The sequence below is a fragment of the Bradyrhizobium sp. USDA 4506 genome, from assembly GCF_054058795.1.
Map to the genome: position 1 here is coordinate 347,822 of NZ_JBSSBM010000002.1, position 18,122 is coordinate 365,943.

General features: G+C 58.2%; 14 protein-coding genes and 1 pseudogene. 6 read left to right on the plus strand and 9 right to left on the minus strand.

Going from position 1 to position 18,122, the window contains the following annotated elements:
• Positions 1-131: 131 nt before the first annotated feature.
• Positions 132-569, minus strand: a complete 438-nt coding sequence (locus ACVIHF_RS04060; protein WP_456791717.1) for a Crp/Fnr family transcriptional regulator — start codon at positions 567-569, stop codon at positions 132-134.
• Positions 570-1,348: 779 nt separating this feature from the next.
• Between ACVIHF_RS04060 and ACVIHF_RS04065 the strand changes: the two genes are divergently transcribed.
• Positions 1,349-1,525 (plus strand): hypothetical protein, encoded by a 177-nt coding sequence (locus ACVIHF_RS04065; RefSeq protein ID WP_310883045.1) that lies wholly within the window; start codon positions 1,349-1,351, stop codon positions 1,523-1,525.
• Positions 1,526-1,900: 375 nt separating this feature from the next.
• On the opposite strand, the gene ACVIHF_RS04070 is transcribed toward ACVIHF_RS04065, so the two are convergent.
• The 4 genes from ACVIHF_RS04070 to ACVIHF_RS04085 all read right to left on the minus strand — a co-directional run bounded on the left by ACVIHF_RS04070 (position 1,901) and on the right by ACVIHF_RS04085 (position 7,842).
• Positions 1,901-2,137, minus strand: coding sequence for a hypothetical protein (locus ACVIHF_RS04070; protein ID WP_456791718.1), 237 nt, complete (start codon positions 2,135-2,137; stop codon positions 1,901-1,903).
• Between the two features lie 52 nt (positions 2,138-2,189).
• A complete protein-coding gene (locus ACVIHF_RS04075; protein ID WP_310885097.1) occupies positions 2,190-3,308 on the minus strand; it encodes a branched-chain amino acid ABC transporter substrate-binding protein in 1,119 nt (372 codons plus the stop codon).
• 1,226 nt (positions 3,309-4,534) lie between these two features.
• Positions 4,535-6,247 (minus strand): MFS transporter, encoded by a 1,713-nt coding sequence (locus ACVIHF_RS04080; RefSeq protein ID WP_456791719.1) that lies wholly within the window; start codon positions 6,245-6,247, stop codon positions 4,535-4,537.
• Positions 6,248-7,536: 1,289 nt separating this feature from the next.
• Positions 7,537-7,842, minus strand: coding sequence for a hypothetical protein (locus ACVIHF_RS04085; RefSeq protein WP_456791720.1), 306 nt, complete (start codon positions 7,840-7,842; stop codon positions 7,537-7,539).
• Positions 7,843-8,810: 968 nt separating this feature from the next.
• Between ACVIHF_RS04085 and ACVIHF_RS04090 the strand changes: the two genes are divergently transcribed.
• Positions 8,811-9,392, plus strand: a complete 582-nt coding sequence (locus tag ACVIHF_RS04090; RefSeq protein WP_456791721.1) for a LabA-like NYN domain-containing protein — start codon at positions 8,811-8,813, stop codon at positions 9,390-9,392.
• Positions 9,393-9,610: 218 nt separating this feature from the next.
• On the opposite strand, the gene ACVIHF_RS04095 is transcribed toward ACVIHF_RS04090, so the two are convergent.
• Together ACVIHF_RS04095 and ACVIHF_RS04100 are read right to left on the minus strand one after the other, a co-directional pair.
• A complete protein-coding gene (locus ACVIHF_RS04095) occupies positions 9,611-9,826 on the minus strand; it encodes a hypothetical protein (protein ID WP_456791722.1) in 216 nt (71 codons plus the stop codon).
• Positions 9,827-10,219: 393 nt separating this feature from the next.
• Positions 10,220-10,462, minus strand: coding sequence for a hypothetical protein (locus ACVIHF_RS04100; protein ID WP_456791723.1), 243 nt, complete (start codon positions 10,460-10,462; stop codon positions 10,220-10,222).
• Positions 10,463-11,946: 1,484 nt separating this feature from the next.
• On the opposite strand from ACVIHF_RS04100, the pseudogene ACVIHF_RS04105 reads away from it, so the two are divergent.
• Positions 11,947-12,168 (plus strand): annotated as a pseudogene (locus ACVIHF_RS04105) (8-amino-7-oxononanoate synthase); the annotation flags it as partial.
• An 875-nt stretch (positions 12,169-13,043) separates the two neighbouring features.
• On the opposite strand, the gene ACVIHF_RS04110 reads toward ACVIHF_RS04105, so the two are convergent.
• Both ACVIHF_RS04110 and ACVIHF_RS04115 read right to left on the minus strand, forming a co-directional pair.
• Positions 13,044-13,763, minus strand: coding sequence for a carbonic anhydrase (locus ACVIHF_RS04110; RefSeq protein WP_310883036.1), 720 nt, complete (start codon positions 13,761-13,763; stop codon positions 13,044-13,046).
• An 11-nt stretch (positions 13,764-13,774) separates the two neighbouring features.
• The gene (locus ACVIHF_RS04115) at positions 13,775-14,500 is read right to left on the minus strand and encodes a thermonuclease family protein (protein ID WP_456791724.1); all 726 of its coding nucleotides are present in this window, start codon (positions 14,498-14,500) and stop codon (positions 13,775-13,777) included.
• A gap of 824 nt (positions 14,501-15,324) precedes the next feature.
• On the opposite strand from ACVIHF_RS04115, the gene ACVIHF_RS04120 reads away from it, so the two are divergent.
• The 3 genes from ACVIHF_RS04120 to ACVIHF_RS04130 all read left to right on the plus strand — a co-directional run bounded on the left by ACVIHF_RS04120 (position 15,325) and on the right by ACVIHF_RS04130 (position 17,927).
• The gene (locus tag ACVIHF_RS04120; protein ID WP_456791725.1) at positions 15,325-16,134 is read left to right on the plus strand and encodes a prephenate dehydratase; all 810 of its coding nucleotides are present in this window, start codon (positions 15,325-15,327) and stop codon (positions 16,132-16,134) included.
• 876 nt (positions 16,135-17,010) lie between these two features.
• Complete coding sequence (locus tag ACVIHF_RS04125; protein WP_456791726.1) at positions 17,011-17,295, plus strand: GNAT family N-acetyltransferase; 285 nt, start codon at positions 17,011-17,013, stop codon at positions 17,293-17,295.
• Between the two features lie 485 nt (positions 17,296-17,780).
• The gene (locus ACVIHF_RS04130; protein WP_310883030.1) at positions 17,781-17,927 is read left to right on the plus strand and encodes a hypothetical protein; all 147 of its coding nucleotides are present in this window, start codon (positions 17,781-17,783) and stop codon (positions 17,925-17,927) included.
• The last annotated feature ends 195 nt before the right edge of the window (positions 17,928-18,122 follow it).

Consider the following 18,122-nt stretch of genomic DNA (forward strand, 5'->3'; position numbering starts at 1 on the left):
CTGGACTTCGCCCACGAGCAATGCATTCGCCTCAAAGCCAATTCAACCGGCGCTCGGTCTTGCCTGTCGAATGGCGAACGCCGCCTGAGATGTTTAGACAAAGCTGTGCAGGCAGCAACGGCCGAAGCAATTCAGCGCATCAGGTAGGAGGGGCGGAATTCTGCAAGCGACTCGAGCCGATCTCGCTGAAGAAGGTCAACAGCATGTCCGTTCCATTCAGTTAGCTTCCTGCGCCTAAGCTCCTGGATTGTCCGATTCACGTGCACCTTCGAAAGTCCGCATGCATCGGCGATGTCTTGCTGCGTGAATGGAACATGGAAGCGACCATTGTCCAAAAGCCCGACGAGATCAAGCCGCGCGGCGATCTCGCAAAGAAGATGAGCAAGCCGGGGCAGCGCTTCCCGGGAGCCAAGATTTTCGATCAATTCGCGATAGATCGCTGTGTGAATCAACGTCTCGCGCCAAAACGCATGGGTGAGCGCAGCGGACTTTGCGAGGATATCCCTGAGGTAGGAGTGGGGCATAAGTGCAATGATGCTCGTGCCGATCCTGCAGAGATCGCGATCCATTCTGCACGGTTCCCCTTGATGTTCAACGTCTCTTCTCTCCTATTCGAGCTCTACGCGATGTCCTGGGGGATGCGGGATAGCGACAAACGTACCGGACGACGACCTTCTGGCTATCCCGTAAAACTCGACGATAAGCCGCTTACTTCTGCAGAACGACGAAGCGTAGCGCGCGATCGCGTGGACCGCCGGGCTGCGGTACCCTCCAACCGAGCGTCAAGGCTAACGAGCGCGTAGCCGACCTCGGCTCGATACGACGCCTTGCGCATCGCGTCTCGGCGGCATCCAAGAAAAGCAATTCCGGAGCCGGGCGGCTCATCGGGCTACGCAAGTATGCATCTAATTTGCGGTCGATCATGAGTGAGGGTGGAAAGGACGCCGTCGAATGGGCGTCCGGATCTGAAGCCCCTGAAACGCGATCGGCAGACCTTCTCAGCAGGAACGGCGATCGCGTCGTCAGCCTGGATGGGTTTCGGGGGTGGTGCGCTCCATCGTCAGCGTGACGTGCAAGTCAGGCTGGCAATCGAAATCCGAAGTGATTATTCGTTTCGGCACCAAGAGGACAAAGCTCGACGTCCTGGCGCGTCATGCCAGCGAGTTTATGTATGTACGAAACGGACCGATCTGTAGCACGGATAACACATTGATCCGCTCGGCGAGATAGTTGGATCGCTGCGTACAGTGTTTAGTGGCGTAGAAAGGCCGATGCGCCCGTACAATTACGGGGCAATAGGGTGTGCTTGAACTGTCGTTCGCGGTTATTTGGTCGGATAGAGGGTCAAATGAATCATGCGGTTGGGAGCCGCTATGAACTGTCGACAACGACAGATGAAGAGCGTGAGCTGGTGCGCTGCAGACAGGAGATCGCCCGTCTCAAACAGCTCGTCGTGCAGCTTTCTGAACTCGTCTTGCGCAATGTCACCCAGAATGCAGAGGGCCGAAAGCCGCAATCCGACTGACGCGCTCGGCCGTATACCGAATGGTCAATCCGCAGATGATGGACATTAGACAATAGCCATTATGATCCGCAGCGCGGCGTCCCCCGGGGGAGGGGAGCGGCCCCGCCCTTGTTCTTCATGGGGCGGGGCCGCGTAATTTCCGGTCGAGCCGCTTCGTGGATCGATGGACATGAGTGATACGTATCGCACGGAAAAATCTGGGTCTGCAGGCTCTCGATCAGTCGATTCATTTTGTCGACCGCTCATAGATCTGCGTCAGGGCAGGTCTAACAAGCTCCATTGCCTCCAACCTGGTGGAAGGCGTTGAACCTGGAGAGCGGACCGTGCATCGATCGGGTAAAGGTCAACGATCAGCGTTTGCATGCGGTGCTCGCTTTATGTCGATGGTGATCCACGGATACCAAGCTGCTCCACAGCGAGCTTTGATATCTCTGCTGGATCGCTAACCCCGCTTGCGCCGATCTCGATAACCTTCTTTGCGACGATTTCGGCGATAGGGTCGTCACGATCAACCAAGCAAAGCGAATGCAGTGTCCGTGCATAGGCCAACCTCAGACATTTAATTTCTTCCGGCCGTAGCTTGCTGCCCTGGAGTAATCGATCGATCGGCATTGATCGTCGCTCCGGGAGACACGCCAGCTTTGATGCGTCGGCCTGGGATGCGTCAAAACGCGCTCGGGTTGGTCTCGCTATAGCCGCCCTTGTCGTCCCACCTGTAAACGACATAGTCGAGTTGCTTGATGTCACCCTTGGCATCGTATTCCAGTTTGCCAATCACCGTGTCCCAGGAGCCCGCCTTGATAACGTCCATCACCTTCCTCGGATCCGTGGTGCCGGCTTTGATAGCGGCCTGGGTCCAGACCTGCACCGCAGCGTAGGTGTAGAGGGTGTACCCTTCGGGATCGATATTCCTGGCTCTGAACTTGCTGACGATGGCAGTCGCCGCCGGCTTCTTCCGCGGGTCTGGCCCGAAAGTGAAGAGCGTGCCCGCTCCAGCTGCGCCGGTGATCGAGGCAAATTCCTTGTCAGCCAAGGCGTCACCCGACATCAGTACGGTCTTCAGGCCCTGATCACGCATCTGGCGCAGGATGAGACCTGCTTCCTGGTGATAGCCGCCGAGATAGACGAGGTCGATATTGTCACGCTTCAGGCGCGAGACAATCGCATTGAAATCCTTGTCGCCCTTGTTATAGGACTCGTAAATCTTCTCGATGACGCCGGCCTTGTTGAGGGCCCTCTTCGTTTCGTCGGCAAGCCCCTTGCCATAGGTGGTCTTGTCGTTGAGAATGCCGATGTTCTTGCCCTTGAAATGCTTGGCGATATAATCGGCAGCAACCTGGCCCTGCTGGTCGTCGCGGCCGCAGACGCGCGCCACGTTCCATAGTTTGCGCTCGGTGAACAGAGGGTTGGTCGAGGCGGGCGTGATCTGCAGTACGTTGCCGTCCGCATAGGCTTCCGAAGCCGGGATCGACGACGAAGAGCAAAAGTGCCCGGCAACGAATGGGATCTTGGCGGCAGCGATTTTCTCCGCGACCGATCGCGCCTGCTTGGGATCGCAGGCATCGTCCTCAATGTCGAGGGCGAGCCTCTTGCCAAGTACGCCGCCGGAAGCGTTGATCTGCTCCATCGCCATCTCGGCGCCGTTCTTCATCTGCCGCCCGAAGGCGGACTCGCCCCCAGTTATCGGCCCAGCGACGGCGATGGTGATGTCCTCTGCCAATGCCTCGGTGGACAGCGCAATCAGTGCTCCAAACGCAAAGCCGATCAGCTTGAGTGATGTCATGGATGGTCCTCAAAAGGTGAATGCAGCGGCGAGTAAGTCGAGCAAAGTAAAGCGAGCCCGGCGACGGCCAGCGCCTAAAAAGCAGCCGGAGATAAAGTCACGGTCGCGCATCGAACCCCTTCGAGTGCACTGCCATGATGGAGCAGCAGCCACCCTGAGCCGGTGGAGAAGCAGTCCGTCACGCCGAACCATATAAAGGTTCGAGGAACTATCGGCAGGCACCTCATCGCCCGAAAGTAGTACAAGGACATTTTCCGATGCCGTTCCAGTAGAGTGATGAGCCGGGGCGTCATACGCAAGGGTAGAGCTATATCAACGAGCAACGTTACGTACAAACGTTCGTCCCGTCTCATTCTCGCAACGCGTTGCCCATCTCATATCGCCCGCCGGCTCGTTCAACGCGCGGGGCTACGTTGAACGAACACTAGCGGAATCATGCAGCCAGGAAAGTAATAGCTCGGTCCGCAACGTACAGAGCCCGCCGTGTCAGGAATGCGTACGCGACAGGCGGGCGGTCCGGACGGGAGAGAGATGAGGCGATCCTTCACATTGTCCCCCATTTGAAAACAATCAACATGTCTCACCGACATCGACGGAGGCAGCCATAAGCGAGCGCAGAGCTGTTTTCGCTGTCCTGGCTGCTGGCCCGAGGGAATCGCGATGCTCTCGGCGTCAGCCGAGCCGCGACTAGGTCAGAATCCTTGTCGGTCCTTAGAGTTCGTAGAACTCCGGATACTTGATGGCGGGGTCAGCCTTCATGACGCGACAAGGCAACCGGCGCCCGTTTCAAATGAGGGCAAAGAGGAGCAGGCTCGAGCAGAGGAGCGCGACGCTGGTTGCGGTCAGCGCGAGGAGACTACCGGAGACCAGGTTATGATTGCTCATGAATCGCCCTCGATTGCACCTATAAGGAGACACAGAGTGGCAGTTCGCTAAGCTGAATTTTTGGCGCTTCTGATTGCACTATTCCTGCTTTCTCTACGTGATGGTGCATCTTTGCAGCGTTATTGCGTCGTAACTCGTTGAAGCGCGGCATAACAAGAGCGGATGGAGTTCGAAGCCTGTCAGAAGTGCATAAGTGCTCAAGTGACGCGGCCGGCGAGGCTGGCCTTGGTCATGAGATCGGATTCGCTGGCGGGCTGCTCGCACTTTGAACTATGCCCGAAACAGACCTTCTGCATTCGAGCACATCCGTCCGCCAAGGCTCCGGGCTTCAGCAAACCGGGTTACTTGATCGGCCTAAGGGGGCGGCTACGTGCGTTTGCCGCGTTTGCCATCTCGGGCCGCATTTCCACCCTCGCGCCCTCGCGCGTGTCGTCCTTCCAGCGTACCGAGCCGAATGGCCTCTCCAGCATGCGGCGGACACGTACCGGCGCAGGGCCGATATGAAAGTGAATGGCCTGCCGTTCCAGGGCTCGTTCCGACTGGGTCGGGCGGTTGCGCCAGCGCAAATAATCGAACCACGTCGGAAAGTGATAACGCTCGGTCCAGAGTTCGGGATCGGCGATGTCGCGCGCGATCGACCAGCCATAGGCGCCGTTGCGCTGGCGGGACAGTTGCACGTCTTGCATGACGTTGTGAAACGCTCGGGCATTCTCTTGTGCAATTCGGTATTCGATTTCGACGACGAGCGGCCCGCTGCGTCCGGTCAAGGCGAGCCGTACTTCGGGATCGGCGAGCAGCTCAGGCTCTTCGCCGCGCGCGCCGACACGGGGCATGGGTAGCCAACGGCCGATGAGTGGTGAGGCGAGCATCAGGGCGGCCGACACCAGCAACGCGGTTTCAACGCCGGCCGCGTCGGTCAGATGGCCCCAACCCCAGCTGCCGACGGCGATCCCGCCTGAGCTCGCCGCTTGATAGGCTGCAAGCGAGCGTCCGGTCACCCAGCGCGGCGCCGACAGCTGCACCCCGATGTTGAACACCGCCCATGTCATCATCCACACGGCTCCAGCCAGGACCAGTGCCGCCGCGGTCAACACCGGTTGGCGGCTGAGTGCGACCGCGGCCATCGCCGCGCCCATCGACAACGCGCAGGCGCGGATCGCGGCTTCGCCGCTCATTCGTTTGCGGATCTCGGCGATGTTCAGCGCGCCGACCACGGCACCCAGGCCGAAGGCGCCGAGCATGATGCCGTAGGTCTGGGCGTCGCCATGCAACACGTCCCGCACTACCAGAGGCATCAGCGCAGTAATCGCGCCGCCTCCGACGCCGGTTACAAGGGTACGAAGCAATACGACCTTGATCGATGGCGAATTGCTGATGTAGCGCACGCCAGACACCATTGCGCGGCTCAATCTTTCAGGCGGCAGGCGTGAGGGGGCGCTGACGCGCTTCCAAAGGAACAACGCGACGATCAGCGGCAGATAGAGCAACGTGTTGAGCGCGAATGCGGCCACTGCACCTGCGGTTGCCACCACGACTCCGCCGATGGCCGGACCTACGCTCCGCGCAATATTGTAGCTGATGCCGTTCAGCGCGATGGCCGCAGGCAGCTGTGCTTCCAACGGCACTTGTTCGCTTACGGATGATTGCCACGCCGGTCCCATAAGTGCCATGCCGCTGCCGACCACAAAGCAGAGTACGAGCAAGACGTTCGGTGTGGCCAATCCAAGCCAGACGGCCACCGTCAGGCCGGTTGCGCCGCCGAGCGCGATGCCAAGCGAAACCAGTGCCACGATGCGGCGATCGTACATATCAGCGATTGCGCCCGCTGGTATCGAAATCAGCATTACTGGCAGCAACAGCGCGGTCTGCACCAACGCCACCTTGTCAGCCGATGACGTCATCTGCGTCATCGCCCAGGCTGCACCGACGCCTTGAATCAAGCTCCCGACATTAGACAGGAGGCTCGCAAGCCAGATGCGCCTGAAGGTCGCGTGCCGCAGCGGCGCCGTGATGCCGTCGGCACTACGCGTCTGGGCTTTGGGTGAATCGGTCATATCAGCTCATGACGATCTACCATGATTTGATCTTGGTAGGGATCACAAGGATGTTCCTGGCGCGATATCGCGTTCAGATCCTGGCATGGCGGTGAAATGAGATGCTTCGATCGCGCTTGATCGACAGTGATCTCCTGCTTTTGCCGCCTTACGCCTCATAGCCGCGCCGCAGACCGGCGTGATATCCGCAATCGCCTATCGCAGTAAGATCGCTTCTGACTGTGGCTCAGTAGATGCCAGAGATCGGATGACTTAAAGGCTGCCTTAACCTATTCGCTCCAGCACGCTGCCTGCATGGTCTTGCTGATAGATCGTGCTCACCGGCAGCATCAAACTTTGTACGAATCGGACAATCGGGCGTGATCTCCAAACGCGAAACGGTTTTGCGTCGCGATAAGCTGAACGACCGAAACTCCATCTCGAACTTCTCAATGCCTCATAGCTGAGCAGTGATTGACGGAGATTATTGTGCCAAGTGGTTGCGTGTCAGAATGGATCTTGGAGAACGTCGGCGAGAGTATCTGGTTCTGGATCGAGCCTCTGAGCCCGTATGCGGGGCAAGGTTTCCAACCGCAGCGCCGCTACGGCCGTTGGGATGGGAGTGGTTACGCGCTGCAAGGCAGACTCGTGGATTGTTGCCGCAGCCAGCTCAAGCGCTTTCGGTTCAATGATGTCTGCTCGAACGCACGGGTGTCTCCTCTTCAGCCTGTTTGTGTGGAGTGTCGGGATAGGCCGCCGATTGCGCTAAAACTGTCGCCCAGCGTGACATGACCCGAGGCCTCGGCGAAAGCGTTCGTCGATCTATCCAAGGGCAGGGAATGGGCACAAAAAAGCCCTCCGCAGCGTGGCCGATGTCTGGGAGACAGCGTTGCCCTGCGATGCATGAGAGGGTGCGTTATCGGCGCAGACATTATGTACCGAATGGGCCATCGTGCACGTGCATGTAGCAGGATATTCGGGCTGCAACATATGGTTGGTGCCGCGTCCCGCGATCCAACGTTTGTCGTCTTCTGCAGAGCTTCTCTTATTTGCCGACCATCGCTTGATCTGATCGACGATTGTTCTGGGGCCCGGACGGGCGCGCCGCACGACCGGCCCAATTTCATCAGAGCGCCGACGAGCACGTAGGCCATTTCACCGCCGGATCGCTGGACGGATCTTGTCACCGCCCTCATAAGATTCGCGAACGATGATCGCGCCGGCGCCGCATGGCGGTCGCCTGTCTGCGCCGCACATAACCTCCGGTCGCAGCGCGCGACCGGAGGTTTGCGGACGAGAGGGCTTACGCGTTATTGACGCTTGCCGCTTGTCGGCGCACCGCTGGTTGCGGCGCCGCCAACCGTCCCCTTGTGGGTAGTACCGGTGGTGCCAGCTGCACCCTTGGTATCCTTGGTCGACTTCGTCGACTTCGTGCCCATTTTATCGCCCGCAGCGCGGGGTTCAGGGGACGCATCCTCATCTTCGCTCATGCCGCCCTGTACGCTCTGTGCGCCGTTGTGACCCTTGGTGTCGGCTGAGAGGCCTTGGGCGAGCACAGGGCTCACAAGCAAGGTCGCAAGGGCGCATGCGATCACAGAGGTCTTCACTAACTTCATCCATGTCTCCTGGGTTGATCTTTTCGCGACGGAACGATTCGGTGATTCCCCGCGCCATTCGCCTCCACCAGACCGGTCATATCGCGTCAACAATGCGAACGGCGCGGTCGTCATAACAGTCTGTTTCGTGTGGTCATCGTTTAGTTAATTTCGGGCCATTTCGCGGAATTACCCGTCTCACTTGGGGCGACATAGAACACGTGGACCAGCCGCAACGATCTGCTTGCGGTGATCTTAGAACATTCTGCGGACGCTCATCCCACATCCCAACATCCTGCATACCAAGTTCAAGCGGTGTGGTGTCTAGGACTTTCCTTGCTCGTAGGCGCACCCCTACTGCGCGCAGGCTGTTGCAAAGCAAGAGACGCGCGCCTCCAAGAGCTGGCTGTGTGGCTATCTGAATTTGTCTTACGCGACGTCGTAAGACGCGCGGAAGACCTGAACTCTTGTGAGTCTATGACACAGCGTGGCTTATCGCTTCAGGGGAGGAGAGCAGGCTCCACGCTCGTCTCCGTGGGGGCGGGCACAAAAAAACGCACGCCAGGAGAGAGGCCATGGCAGACCACGTGGCCGCCGTCGTCGATGCCTGGACTGCTCCAAAAGTGTAGCTCACAAGCGGGCGATCAACACGCAGCCGAGGCCCTGGCCTCTTTTGCAGCGCCCCAAGGAGCTGCTCTTGGTCAAAAATGCGATTCTGGCGCGACGTTATTTGCAGGACCTTCCGGCGATAGCGCGACTCCTTGAGCCGGCCACCCCGAAAAGAGGTATAGCTCTGCATGCGCCGAACAGGCATGTCGAGCACGTCTACTCCATTGAGTCGGGTCTCGCTTCGCTATGAGCTCGACATAAATCACGCCCCGTGTCATTGGAAGGGACCCCTTGGCTGCCAACCCTCCAGCTCTGCCTCGCAAGCGGCTAGTGGATAACCTGCGCGGCCCCGCGCATCCATTTTGGAAGCTGGAGCAGTGATGTCCCAATTCGAAAAGCTCGCCCTCTTTATTGACGGTCCCAACCTCCACGCTACCTCCAAGGCGCTTGGTTTCGAGATCGACTACAGGCGCCTGCTTGATGAGTATCGGAGGCGGGGCTCGCTGCTGCGGGCGTTCTATTACACGACGATTGCCGAGGATCAGGAGTATTCATCGATCCGGCCGCTCATCGATTGGCTGGACTATAACGGCTATACCGTCGTCACCAAGGCAACCAAGGAATTTCTTGACGCCAGCGGTAGGCGTAAGGTGAAAGGTAACATGAACATCGAGCTCGCGGTCGATGCCATGGAACTCGCGGACCATATCGATCAGATGATCCTTTTCTCTGGTGACGGCGACTTCCGTTCGTTGATCAAAGCCGTGCAGCGCCGCGGCGTCAATGTCACCGTCGTGTCCACCATTGCGGTCCAGCCGCCGATAATCGCAGACGAGCTCCGGCGGCAGGCAGATGATTTTATCGAACTAGCGCAGCTGAAGCCGAAGCTGGGGCGCGATCCGACCGAACAGTTCGGCACCGCGACAGATGCCGGCAACCAGGAGTCGGCTAGCGCGGAATAGCGCATACGGTGCTGCGGTGACGGCAAGTGGCCGTAATGCCCGGCGACCCGCGGGCTCCATGCGAGGAGCATCTCTTGATGACGTCCTCCTGTCGGTGGTTCTCGCGCCTGTTCATGCTGTTGTAGACGCCGATGCCATCCTCTCGGAAAGGCCGGCACCTGCGGGGATTGCTGACTGGCTGTAACGCGCTGTTCTCGGCAGCACGCCTTCCCGCGTCCTCAGACGGGACTGACGATGGCTTCGGCCGCATCCCGCACGGGCTGACCAGCTGTGCTGGACCAGTGGTCGGCTTGCCGTAGTTCGCTCCCAAGCCGCATCAGGCTGCACTGCAGCCAAAGTGTTTCCTGCTTCTCGTGCCCGCTACGCCGAAAAAGCGCTTCGGCATATGCGCGCATGCGGAATCGGTAAAGCAGTCGATAGAAATGACTGGCCATGTCCTGCTCCTGGTCCAGTTCGCCAACGAGACGCTTTCATCGGGTCATTGTCTTCACTGAGCGCGATGTTTGAATGCAATTTTATCCCAAAAGCGCTTGAAACCGGCCTTGGAGTCCCGTCTCTTGATGGATTTCACTCCAGGGATAGCGGTTCACGACATAAAGGCGCAGTGGCAAATTGGATCTCCACCCATGGAGATCCATACTTGAGCTATGAGTTAGAAGCGGATGGCAGGCAGGGATGTGGCCAAGATCAAGTCGACCTCGTGCCGCACCTAGCCGGCATTCTACGATCAAGTCGCCGTCTTAGATGCCGCGAGAACTCGTGCACGCCACTATAAAAGCATCCAGCAGGCTTTGAAGACTTTCGACGTCTACTAACAACCTATCCGACTATTCGCGCTCTATTGTGCCGAGCGCATAGGACTCGCGTAGGCGCCTGGCGTGGTTCACCCTTTCGCGGCCGTTCGCGGCTCGCTTTTCGACAAACTCTAGCTGCGCGGGATCATGACGGAGCTTGTCAAACTCGCCGAGCAACAACCTCGTGACCGTTTGTCGTTCATGGCTGGTGAGATCAGTGCTGTAGAGCACATTGAGATAGCGATCGATGTTGGCACGCGTGACGTACCCGTACATGTCGCCGGTCCCCTATGTCCGGGACGGTCCCTGGGAAAGAGCCCATTGTACCGCCCAACGACATCACTAGCAATTGTTGCTGTTTGAGCCCGCCATTGCGGAAGGGCTCGACCATTGCGTTTGGCGATCATGGCACAGAGCCTTCGGAACGTGCTCTTGTGGTCCATTCTGGGCAGGTCAGCGATGATAGCGCGCGGGTTTGTCCGTTTCGTACGATTCTTGCGTCCTTTTTGAGGACGATGCACGCCGGCCGCCCTTCCCAGCTGTGATCGGCAAATTTCAAATTGGGGGAACGGGGCAAAAACAAGCTCTGCCAGAGGTCAGTCTCGAGTTGACGCCGGTGAGAGACTACAGGCCCGTGTATCAATCCGGCGGCGACTGCCGGTTCGATCGCATACAATGCAGATCTTTAGGAAACGTACGATAATGGCTTGCTGCGCTAGTCCAGCGAGAAAACTGCCAGCGATTCACAAGACAGCGCATCGCAGTGAGAGGCTCGACCGGTTCAATTCTCGAACATGCCTTGAACAAGTTAATCACCGAACGATTGTGTGGGCTCACGCGCCAGGAAGGTCGGCGGTTTTGTGCGCCAGAATTGGTATCGGTGTCGCAATCGCTCGTGTACGGAGCGGGCGCTTATGATACGATTAGATCACGCTCGCTGATCGAACGCGAGTTCGTTCGCTTTGTACGAAGTTTTCGCGCGCGTGGGGAAGCGCAATCTGCCAATATAACTACGCGAGGGCGGAATGGCCCGCACCGCGATTTGGTTCGCCCTTTCGGCGGGCGTTCGGGAGGGCCTTTTAGGTCCGGACAATTGGGGGAGGCGCAGCTGTCTTCGCGTGACGCTGGCATCAAGGTGAGCAGCGTCGGCATCACCGGCGTGGGCAAGCTGGTCGAGAATCGCGTCGGTGTGCTCGTCTTGCTTGTTGCTCATTCACGTTATGGAACGAAGTCAAGGGCGTGCGATTGGTGGCGTCGCTGAGCGATCCTGGTGCGCTTGATCGCGACCGGCAGAATAAGATTCAGCCGAACAAGAGACTTGTTCGGCTGGCGTTAGTTCATAACCGATGGACTGCAGACGCCGTGCGTCTTCGGCCAGCGCGCTTCGATCTGCATGTAAATCCGTCGCCCGTCGATGACATGGCACAAGCTGAGAACTGTGCCACGAAGACTCGATCGGTCGCGCCCGGCTGCGGGCGGCAGGATATTTGATCAATGCACCCGCCGCTTAATGCTTATGTCGCGGCTCTAGAAGCCTTGAAAGAAGACGATCGGTTGCGCGGCCTGAAGCCGCGCACAGGGATCGATTTTGCGTCGAACGATTATCTGGCGCTGGCGAATGCGCCTCGTATGAAGAAAGCTATATTCACCGCGCTCGATGCCGGTACGCCGATCGGAGCTGGTGGGTCACGGCTCCTGCGCGGCAATTGTGAGGAGCACGAAGCTCTCGAATCGGAGTCGTGTGCGGTCGCGCGAGCTCTTCGAACTCGCAAATCATTCCTTATGTTGTGGGCGACAATGCCCGCGCGATGCGGCTCGCCTCTGCACTTCAGGCGCGGGGCTTCGACATCCGTGGGATACGGCCGCCAACAGTGCCTGTGGGAACGGCACGGTTGCGGATCTCGCTGACACTTAATGTCGTGCAAGATGATGTATCCGACATGATCGATGCGTTAGTCGAAGAGACTTGGGGCGACGTGTAATGAGGCCGCGCAAGATGATCATGAGGCTGATATTAGAATCGGCAAGTTGGTCTTCAAAGGTACGCGCCGACGCACGCAGTGGTGCCCTTTGAATCGAGCGCTTCGGAATCAAATTGACAATACTCACCTATGCAGAGCCGTCAGCGCTATTTGAATAACATTCTCAAGACGTCCATCGATCCTTGAGTGCCGGGCTTGAGGCATGTACGCGAAGGCGCAGAAATCCGGCGTTCCAGCCGTTGATCGCAACTGTTGCGCGCGAGATAAGTTCCGGTTTATTGCGGATCCAAAGTATGCTCTTAAGATTGATCCAGCGATGCGCCGTTTCCGAGACTGGCGGTCGCTTCATTGGCTGATGCAGGAGAGATCGTCCGATGCCGTCTCGAGCAACCGTGTTCCTCACATCGGCCGGCTGGGCAGCCATCGTGATCGTAATTCTGCTGTATGTAATCTTCAGCCCCAGCTGAGCCGGGGACCCTCAACGGGACGATCGGTATCGATGCCATAACGGAGATCCGGCGAGGATAATTTGCTGAAATTTGTCCGGTGTCGCCGAGACCGTGCTTAGATCCCAACATCCATCGCAGCGCATTTCTGCGGCTTCAGTCAACTGTGTTAGCCAGGGTATTGACGGCAGGCATGGACACAGTCGGTCGCGGCAGGAAATTATGTTGGTACTGGCCGCGCGTTGCCAACATAAGTACGTAGAGTAGGAGGAGGATAAAGAGCCCGCGCATAAAAAGGTATCCCGAAGCTGTATGTCAATTGTGGAGCGATCACGTCCAGTGCATTTACTGCAGCCGACGGACGCAAGCGAATTCGCGGCAATCACCGGAGCCGCGTTAGTCGTTTAAACGATTGCGAAGGTGCTAGGGTCAGTTGAGCAGATCGACCTTGCCGGTGTCGAGCCGGTACAGACCTCCAACCACCTTTAGTCTGTTCTGCTCGACTGCCGCGTTCAGAACCGGGCCCGCCGATTTAAGTTTATCGACGTTATCGATTACGTTTTGCCGGGTCGCATTGGCGAATGCATCACCGGTTTGCTGGCGCGATTCCCGTACTGCAGGCGCGAGCGCAGCGACGAGGGATGGAATATGCCCCGGCGCCGGCTTGTCGTCGTTGAGCGACTTGATCGTGGCGTCTATGGCACCACAACGATCGTGACCGAGTACCAAGATCAACGGTGTGTTTAGCACGGCGACCGCATATTCCATACTGGCGACCGTGTCACCGTTGGCAAAATTGCCGGCGAGGCGGCAGACAAACAGGTCACCAAGTCCGCTGTCGAAGGCAAGCTCAGGCGCTACGCGAGAATCGGCGCAGCTCAGAACCGCCGCGTATGGATTTTGTCCATCGACTAAAACCTGACGCTCGCGCTTGAGATCGTTGGCTCGTGATAACCCCTGGACATAGCGGTCATTACCTTCCGTTAGCCGCTTCAGCGCAGCATCTGGCGAAAGCAGGTTGTCCGGCTTGGGCGGTCGCTTTGCTTCCGTCGCATTAGCAATGTTGTCGACAAGCCCCATGCCAACCACCGAGACGGCGAACAGCAGTAGCGAGCGGCGGGAAGGCGTGATCGAACGGTCTGCATGCATGTGTGTCCACCTCATCGCGCGGCTTTACGCCATCCCGTGGCTTCAGCCTCCGCCTCGCTGCAGAGCCAGCGTTCACCCTGCTGCTTCGTCATGTCGATTTGTCCGTAACCGAATTGCCCGGGCACGTGATAGATGCGCTCGCCGTTGCCGCCCACCGTGCCTTTTATCAGGCACTCGGGTGAGGGCGGGTCCGATAGCAAAGCGGATCCGAGCAGGAGCTCCTGGGCATCGGTCGGTACCGAGCTCGCGCCAATGATAATCGTTCCCTTGTTGCGGTGACGCCAGTCCCAGGGCGTGATGAACGCCCCCGACCATAGGCCCGCATAAGCATGGCTCGCCACAACCTCATAGACGGCGTAGATATGGATATTTCGGCCCCATGATAGTGCCCAGCCCGAACGTACCATCCACGCGTTCACGTCCTCGCCTGCAATGAAGCAGCTCCCGAGTGACCTGCCGTACTCATCTCGCCCGGTGGTATGACAATCCCACGTTTGTCCGTTCGAATGCTTGATAAGCTCATCGCGAGCAGCTATGCCGCAAGCCCATTTCTGGCCGTGGGTGTCGAGGCAAATCTGATCCGTTTCTGGCGCGTCGATGCCCGAGAGCCGAATTTTAGTTTGCTCGATCTCGATCGTATTGCCGTCGACGATCCGCGGAGGGCCGCTGAGTTTCGCCGCGCAAGCCGGAGATGAGATGACAGCGAGAAATGCAGCGATCATTGCGCGGCGTTTCATCCCGGCAGCCTTTCGCTCTTGATCCATCCGATCAGAAACACGTACAACCCGGCATTGCCATGTTGGACTTCATGTCGGTTAATTGGTCTGTGTTGCATCATTCTTTGTTTGGTTAGTGACCGCTCTGGTCGATTTCCAACCTACGCCCTGACGCAACGTGAGGTTCAAGCAATTTTATGCGGTGCGAATGTTGCGGTATGCGTTTTGGCGGCCTCGACGTCTCTCAGCAGGCGCGCCACCGCGCACCGCGCTCAAAATCATCAGCGGAGCGTTGAACTCGCCAGCCTGATCAGTCGAAGAACCAACCGAGGTGCTCAAGAGAAAGCCATCAAAGCAAATGAACCCGACTTACAGCGCGTTCGGGGCACCATCTTGCAACGCAAGATATCGGCGTAGATTCGCTCGATGTGCCGCATCGGGAAACGACCGGTAATGAATGAGCGAGCGGGTGGCTTATGGTGTTGCCGAATTGCGGTACATAGATGGCTCTGCGAAAGTGCACAGATCGGCATTCGTAGGATTGCATTCATTGGTGAGAGAAACCATGCAACTGGGAATGCAATCTGAGAGGGTTGGATAGGACGATAGGACTGGCTTTCCTAGCTTGCGACGAGTACGTTACGGCTCGCATTCAAACCTCATTCATTCAAGCCATGTTGCCAAGCAAGAGGTTGTCTAACTGACGTCGGTTGACGCAACATGCGCTTCAAGATGAAGATCGCACTTCGCGATGGTACGTATCTTCCCGCCGCGCTACGCCGAGCAATACGGGTGGGCCGTCAACGTTGCTCGCGGCCGCGAGTCTCTCACTGGATGGACTTACCTTGACAGCGACAGCGGGCCAGATTGGATATCTTGGACCGGCCGGATCATGGACACATCATGCTTGCCTTGAGCTGTTCGGTCCGTCGGACCTGGTTCCCATGTCCCAAGACGAATTGATCGCGGCATATCGGAGCGAAACAATTGACCGGGCCTGCCTGCCCATTACGACGTCCCTTGTGGGAGCCACCCCGTTTCTAGATCCGGTTCTGGACCTGGCAAACGTAAGGATCGTTGCCGAATATCCCAAAATGCTTTGCTATAGCCTTCTTGCTCGTCATGGAGCGCGTCTGGAGGATGTCAAAGAGGTTCTCGGGCATCCGGTTGCCTTTGAAGAGGCCAAGCTCTGGTTAGATTACTGGCTGCCGCAGGTTCGTCGTACCGCGACGGCGAGCGGCGGCGCCGCGGCGCAAACCGTGGCCAACAGCGAAGCCTTGGTCAAGGCTTCCATTAGCCCCAAATTTGCCGCGGCAATATATGGGCTGGCTTCGATCGTGGATGGGATCGAAGAAGGTCCGCACAATGTCACGCGCTGGTGGGTCCTGGGCAGGGATAGCCCTTCGCCGACTGAGAACGACAAGACGTCGTTGCTGGCGACCGTAAGGGATGCGGATCTTGCTTCCTTGCTTGCTTCTTTCGCCGGCGCCGGAGTCCAGATCCTGACGATTTACGAGCGACCGGCAAAAACGGGCCTCGATCGGCATAGATATCTGATTGAAGTCGCGGGACATGAGATGATGAATAGTCTTGCCGGGCTGCTTCGCAAGCGCCCTGACATTCGCGTGCTGGGGTCATATCCGCGCCGGTACTGATGGCTTCTACTTGGCACGATCCGAGGCGTTTCGGAACTGGTCGGTCGCTCGCTCGCCCAGATATCTTGAGCCACTCATATGAGGGATATCGCGCCCAGGAAGACTGCCCTTCACGGCGTCGCGAGGAATTGCTCCCTAATTAGGTAACGCGGATGGCCTGACCAAGGCGCATGGCGAGCGACGCGTGGACGAGAACTGCTTGCGCGGGCGAAGCCAAAGCTGCGGGCCGTCGATAAACTCGGCTACTTGCCGCTGGAGCCCGACGCCGGCGCATCCGTTCTAGCGGTCGCTATGAAACCGGCGCCATGCCAATCACCTCGAACCAGCAGCGTTGCCGAATGAGGGATGGGCGCCGTGTTCGCCGACCGGGTGGTCGCCACCGCGATCCCCGAGCGACTCACCACAGCCACGAACTGACGATCCGCGGCGACAGCTATCGGCTCCGCGCTAAGCGAAAGAGCAGCCTCATCAAGCCGGCCGCCGCTGACGGCCTCCGGTCGGTTCCGCCCCGTCAGTGGCGGAGCTAACCTTCAACCGACATTATGAACCCGAGGGTGGGGCGGTTCTTCATGGCGCAACGGGCAGTTCAGTTACACATTCTCAGACGGTACTGGCGTCACGGTGCCGGCGATGCTTGTTCCGCAAATTTCTTGCAGTGGCGCGGGGAACTGGTCCGTCGGGACTTGGGCCTTGCAAATTGCGATGTTGATGCCTCAGGCCTTCATCGTGCCGCGGATAGCTTGGGGTGAGCGGCAATGATCCGTCTTTTGGACCTCGGTGCGGACGAGCGGTGCAATGATGCAGAGCTTCAGGCGCGCATGTTGCAAAGTTGCAAGGCGCGCCACACGCATCACTACGTTGCATTTGTAAGATGGGGTGGAAGTTGCCTTCCTCGCACTCGACCAAATTCCCGGTGTCGACTATCTCGTTCTCTACGAAATCTTCGTAGGGTCGGAGCATCGCCGGAGGGGGATCGGTTCGTGCCTACTGAGAGAAGTTGAAGGGTTGGCTGCAGGCCTCGGCTACGAGAAGATCACCCTATCTCCGTCGCCATTGGAGCGGGGATATCCTAAAGAGCAACTCGTCGCTTGGTACAAGCGTTACGGCTACATCGAAAGACCAGACTGCCCGACGGAACTGGAAAAGATCTTTATGGGCTGAGTGCGCCTTGTCCCGGTTACTTAGCTGGGGGGACATTAAAATCATATACGGCCGATGCATATCGCAACGCTTAGTATGCGCGCACGTCACGTAAGCTAAAGCTGTAGGTCTTCTTCTCTTATGCAGGCAAGCAGATCGCATCGTCCTTGGGGTGAATTCTGGCGATATCTCGATCCGGGGCAGGCCCGGCCGAAGGGAATAGATGGATAAGGTTGTGCAGGTCATTTCAGCTGCTACTGGCGGCTGGACATATCATTTTGGCGTACCGCAGAGCAGACCGAACAAGTCCTCAATGCGGCCGTAGGCGAGAAGATCAAGCTCAATGAACCCGGGGAGGTCCTGGTCGTTTGGGACGCAGAAACCATCTGCCATTCTCGACCGACCTCAGGCGGGATGAAAAGTGAAGAACTTGTGCGATCCAGCGTATTGCACAAACAGCAAGAGTTGATCGCAGGTCGAGCTTGGAGTTCGGACTAGGACGATGAATGATTGATGTAAACCTCGTCCTGAACGGTCTGCTCGGCGCCATCGACGTCGAGGCGGGAGCCGCCGCGCCCGGAGCCAACACGCGTACCTGCGTGGACCATTGCCATGCGCACGGTGTGTTCGTTCGCGCGCTGGGGGACACCTGATTCCGTTCTTACCGCTGGTCGTGCAAGAAGCCCACATCTCTCAGATTATCATCGCGATCGGCGCCGATTGAGAGCGATCGGAGATTAGGTTCGCCGCGTTTCGGCAAGCGATTCAGGCGGATCTTCCGCAAGGTGTTGATCCGCAGCGAGGTGCCTGGTCAGATGTCCTTGGAGACCCCGCACCGAAGTTGTGAC

What these genes read in the sequence shown, in the direction of transcription:
- ACVIHF_RS04070 (WP_456791718.1), bottom strand. Translation starts at nt 2,137, where the DNA reads ATGCCGATCGATCGATTACTCCAGGGCAGCAAGCTACGGCCGGAAGAA.
- ACVIHF_RS04065 (WP_310883045.1), top strand. Translation starts at nt 1,349, where the DNA reads ATGAATCATGCGGTTGGGAGCCGCTATGAACTGTCGACAACGACAGAT.
- ACVIHF_RS04085 (WP_456791720.1), bottom strand. Translation starts at nt 7,842, where the DNA reads ATGAAGTTAGTGAAGACCTCTGTGATCGCATGCGCCCTTGCGACCTTG.
- ACVIHF_RS04080 (WP_456791719.1), bottom strand. Translation starts at nt 6,247, where the DNA reads ATGACCGATTCACCCAAAGCCCAGACGCGTAGTGCCGACGGCATCACG.
- ACVIHF_RS04075 (WP_310885097.1), bottom strand. Translation starts at nt 3,308, where the DNA reads ATGACATCACTCAAGCTGATCGGCTTTGCGTTTGGAGCACTGATTGCG.
- ACVIHF_RS04130 (WP_310883030.1), top strand. Translation starts at nt 17,781, where the DNA reads ATGATTGATGTAAACCTCGTCCTGAACGGTCTGCTCGGCGCCATCGAC.
- ACVIHF_RS04060 (WP_456791717.1), bottom strand. Translation starts at nt 569, where the DNA reads ATGGATCGCGATCTCTGCAGGATCGGCACGAGCATCATTGCACTTATG.
- ACVIHF_RS04115 (WP_456791724.1), bottom strand. Translation starts at nt 14,500, where the DNA reads ATGAAACGCCGCGCAATGATCGCTGCATTTCTCGCTGTCATCTCATCT.
- ACVIHF_RS04090 (WP_456791721.1), top strand. Translation starts at nt 8,811, where the DNA reads ATGTCCCAATTCGAAAAGCTCGCCCTCTTTATTGACGGTCCCAACCTC.
- ACVIHF_RS04100 (WP_456791723.1), bottom strand. Translation starts at nt 10,462, where the DNA reads ATGTACGGGTACGTCACGCGTGCCAACATCGATCGCTATCTCAATGTG.
- ACVIHF_RS04110 (WP_310883036.1), bottom strand. Translation starts at nt 13,763, where the DNA reads ATGCATGCAGACCGTTCGATCACGCCTTCCCGCCGCTCGCTACTGCTG.
- ACVIHF_RS04095 (WP_456791722.1), bottom strand. Translation starts at nt 9,826, where the DNA reads ATGGCCAGTCATTTCTATCGACTGCTTTACCGATTCCGCATGCGCGCA.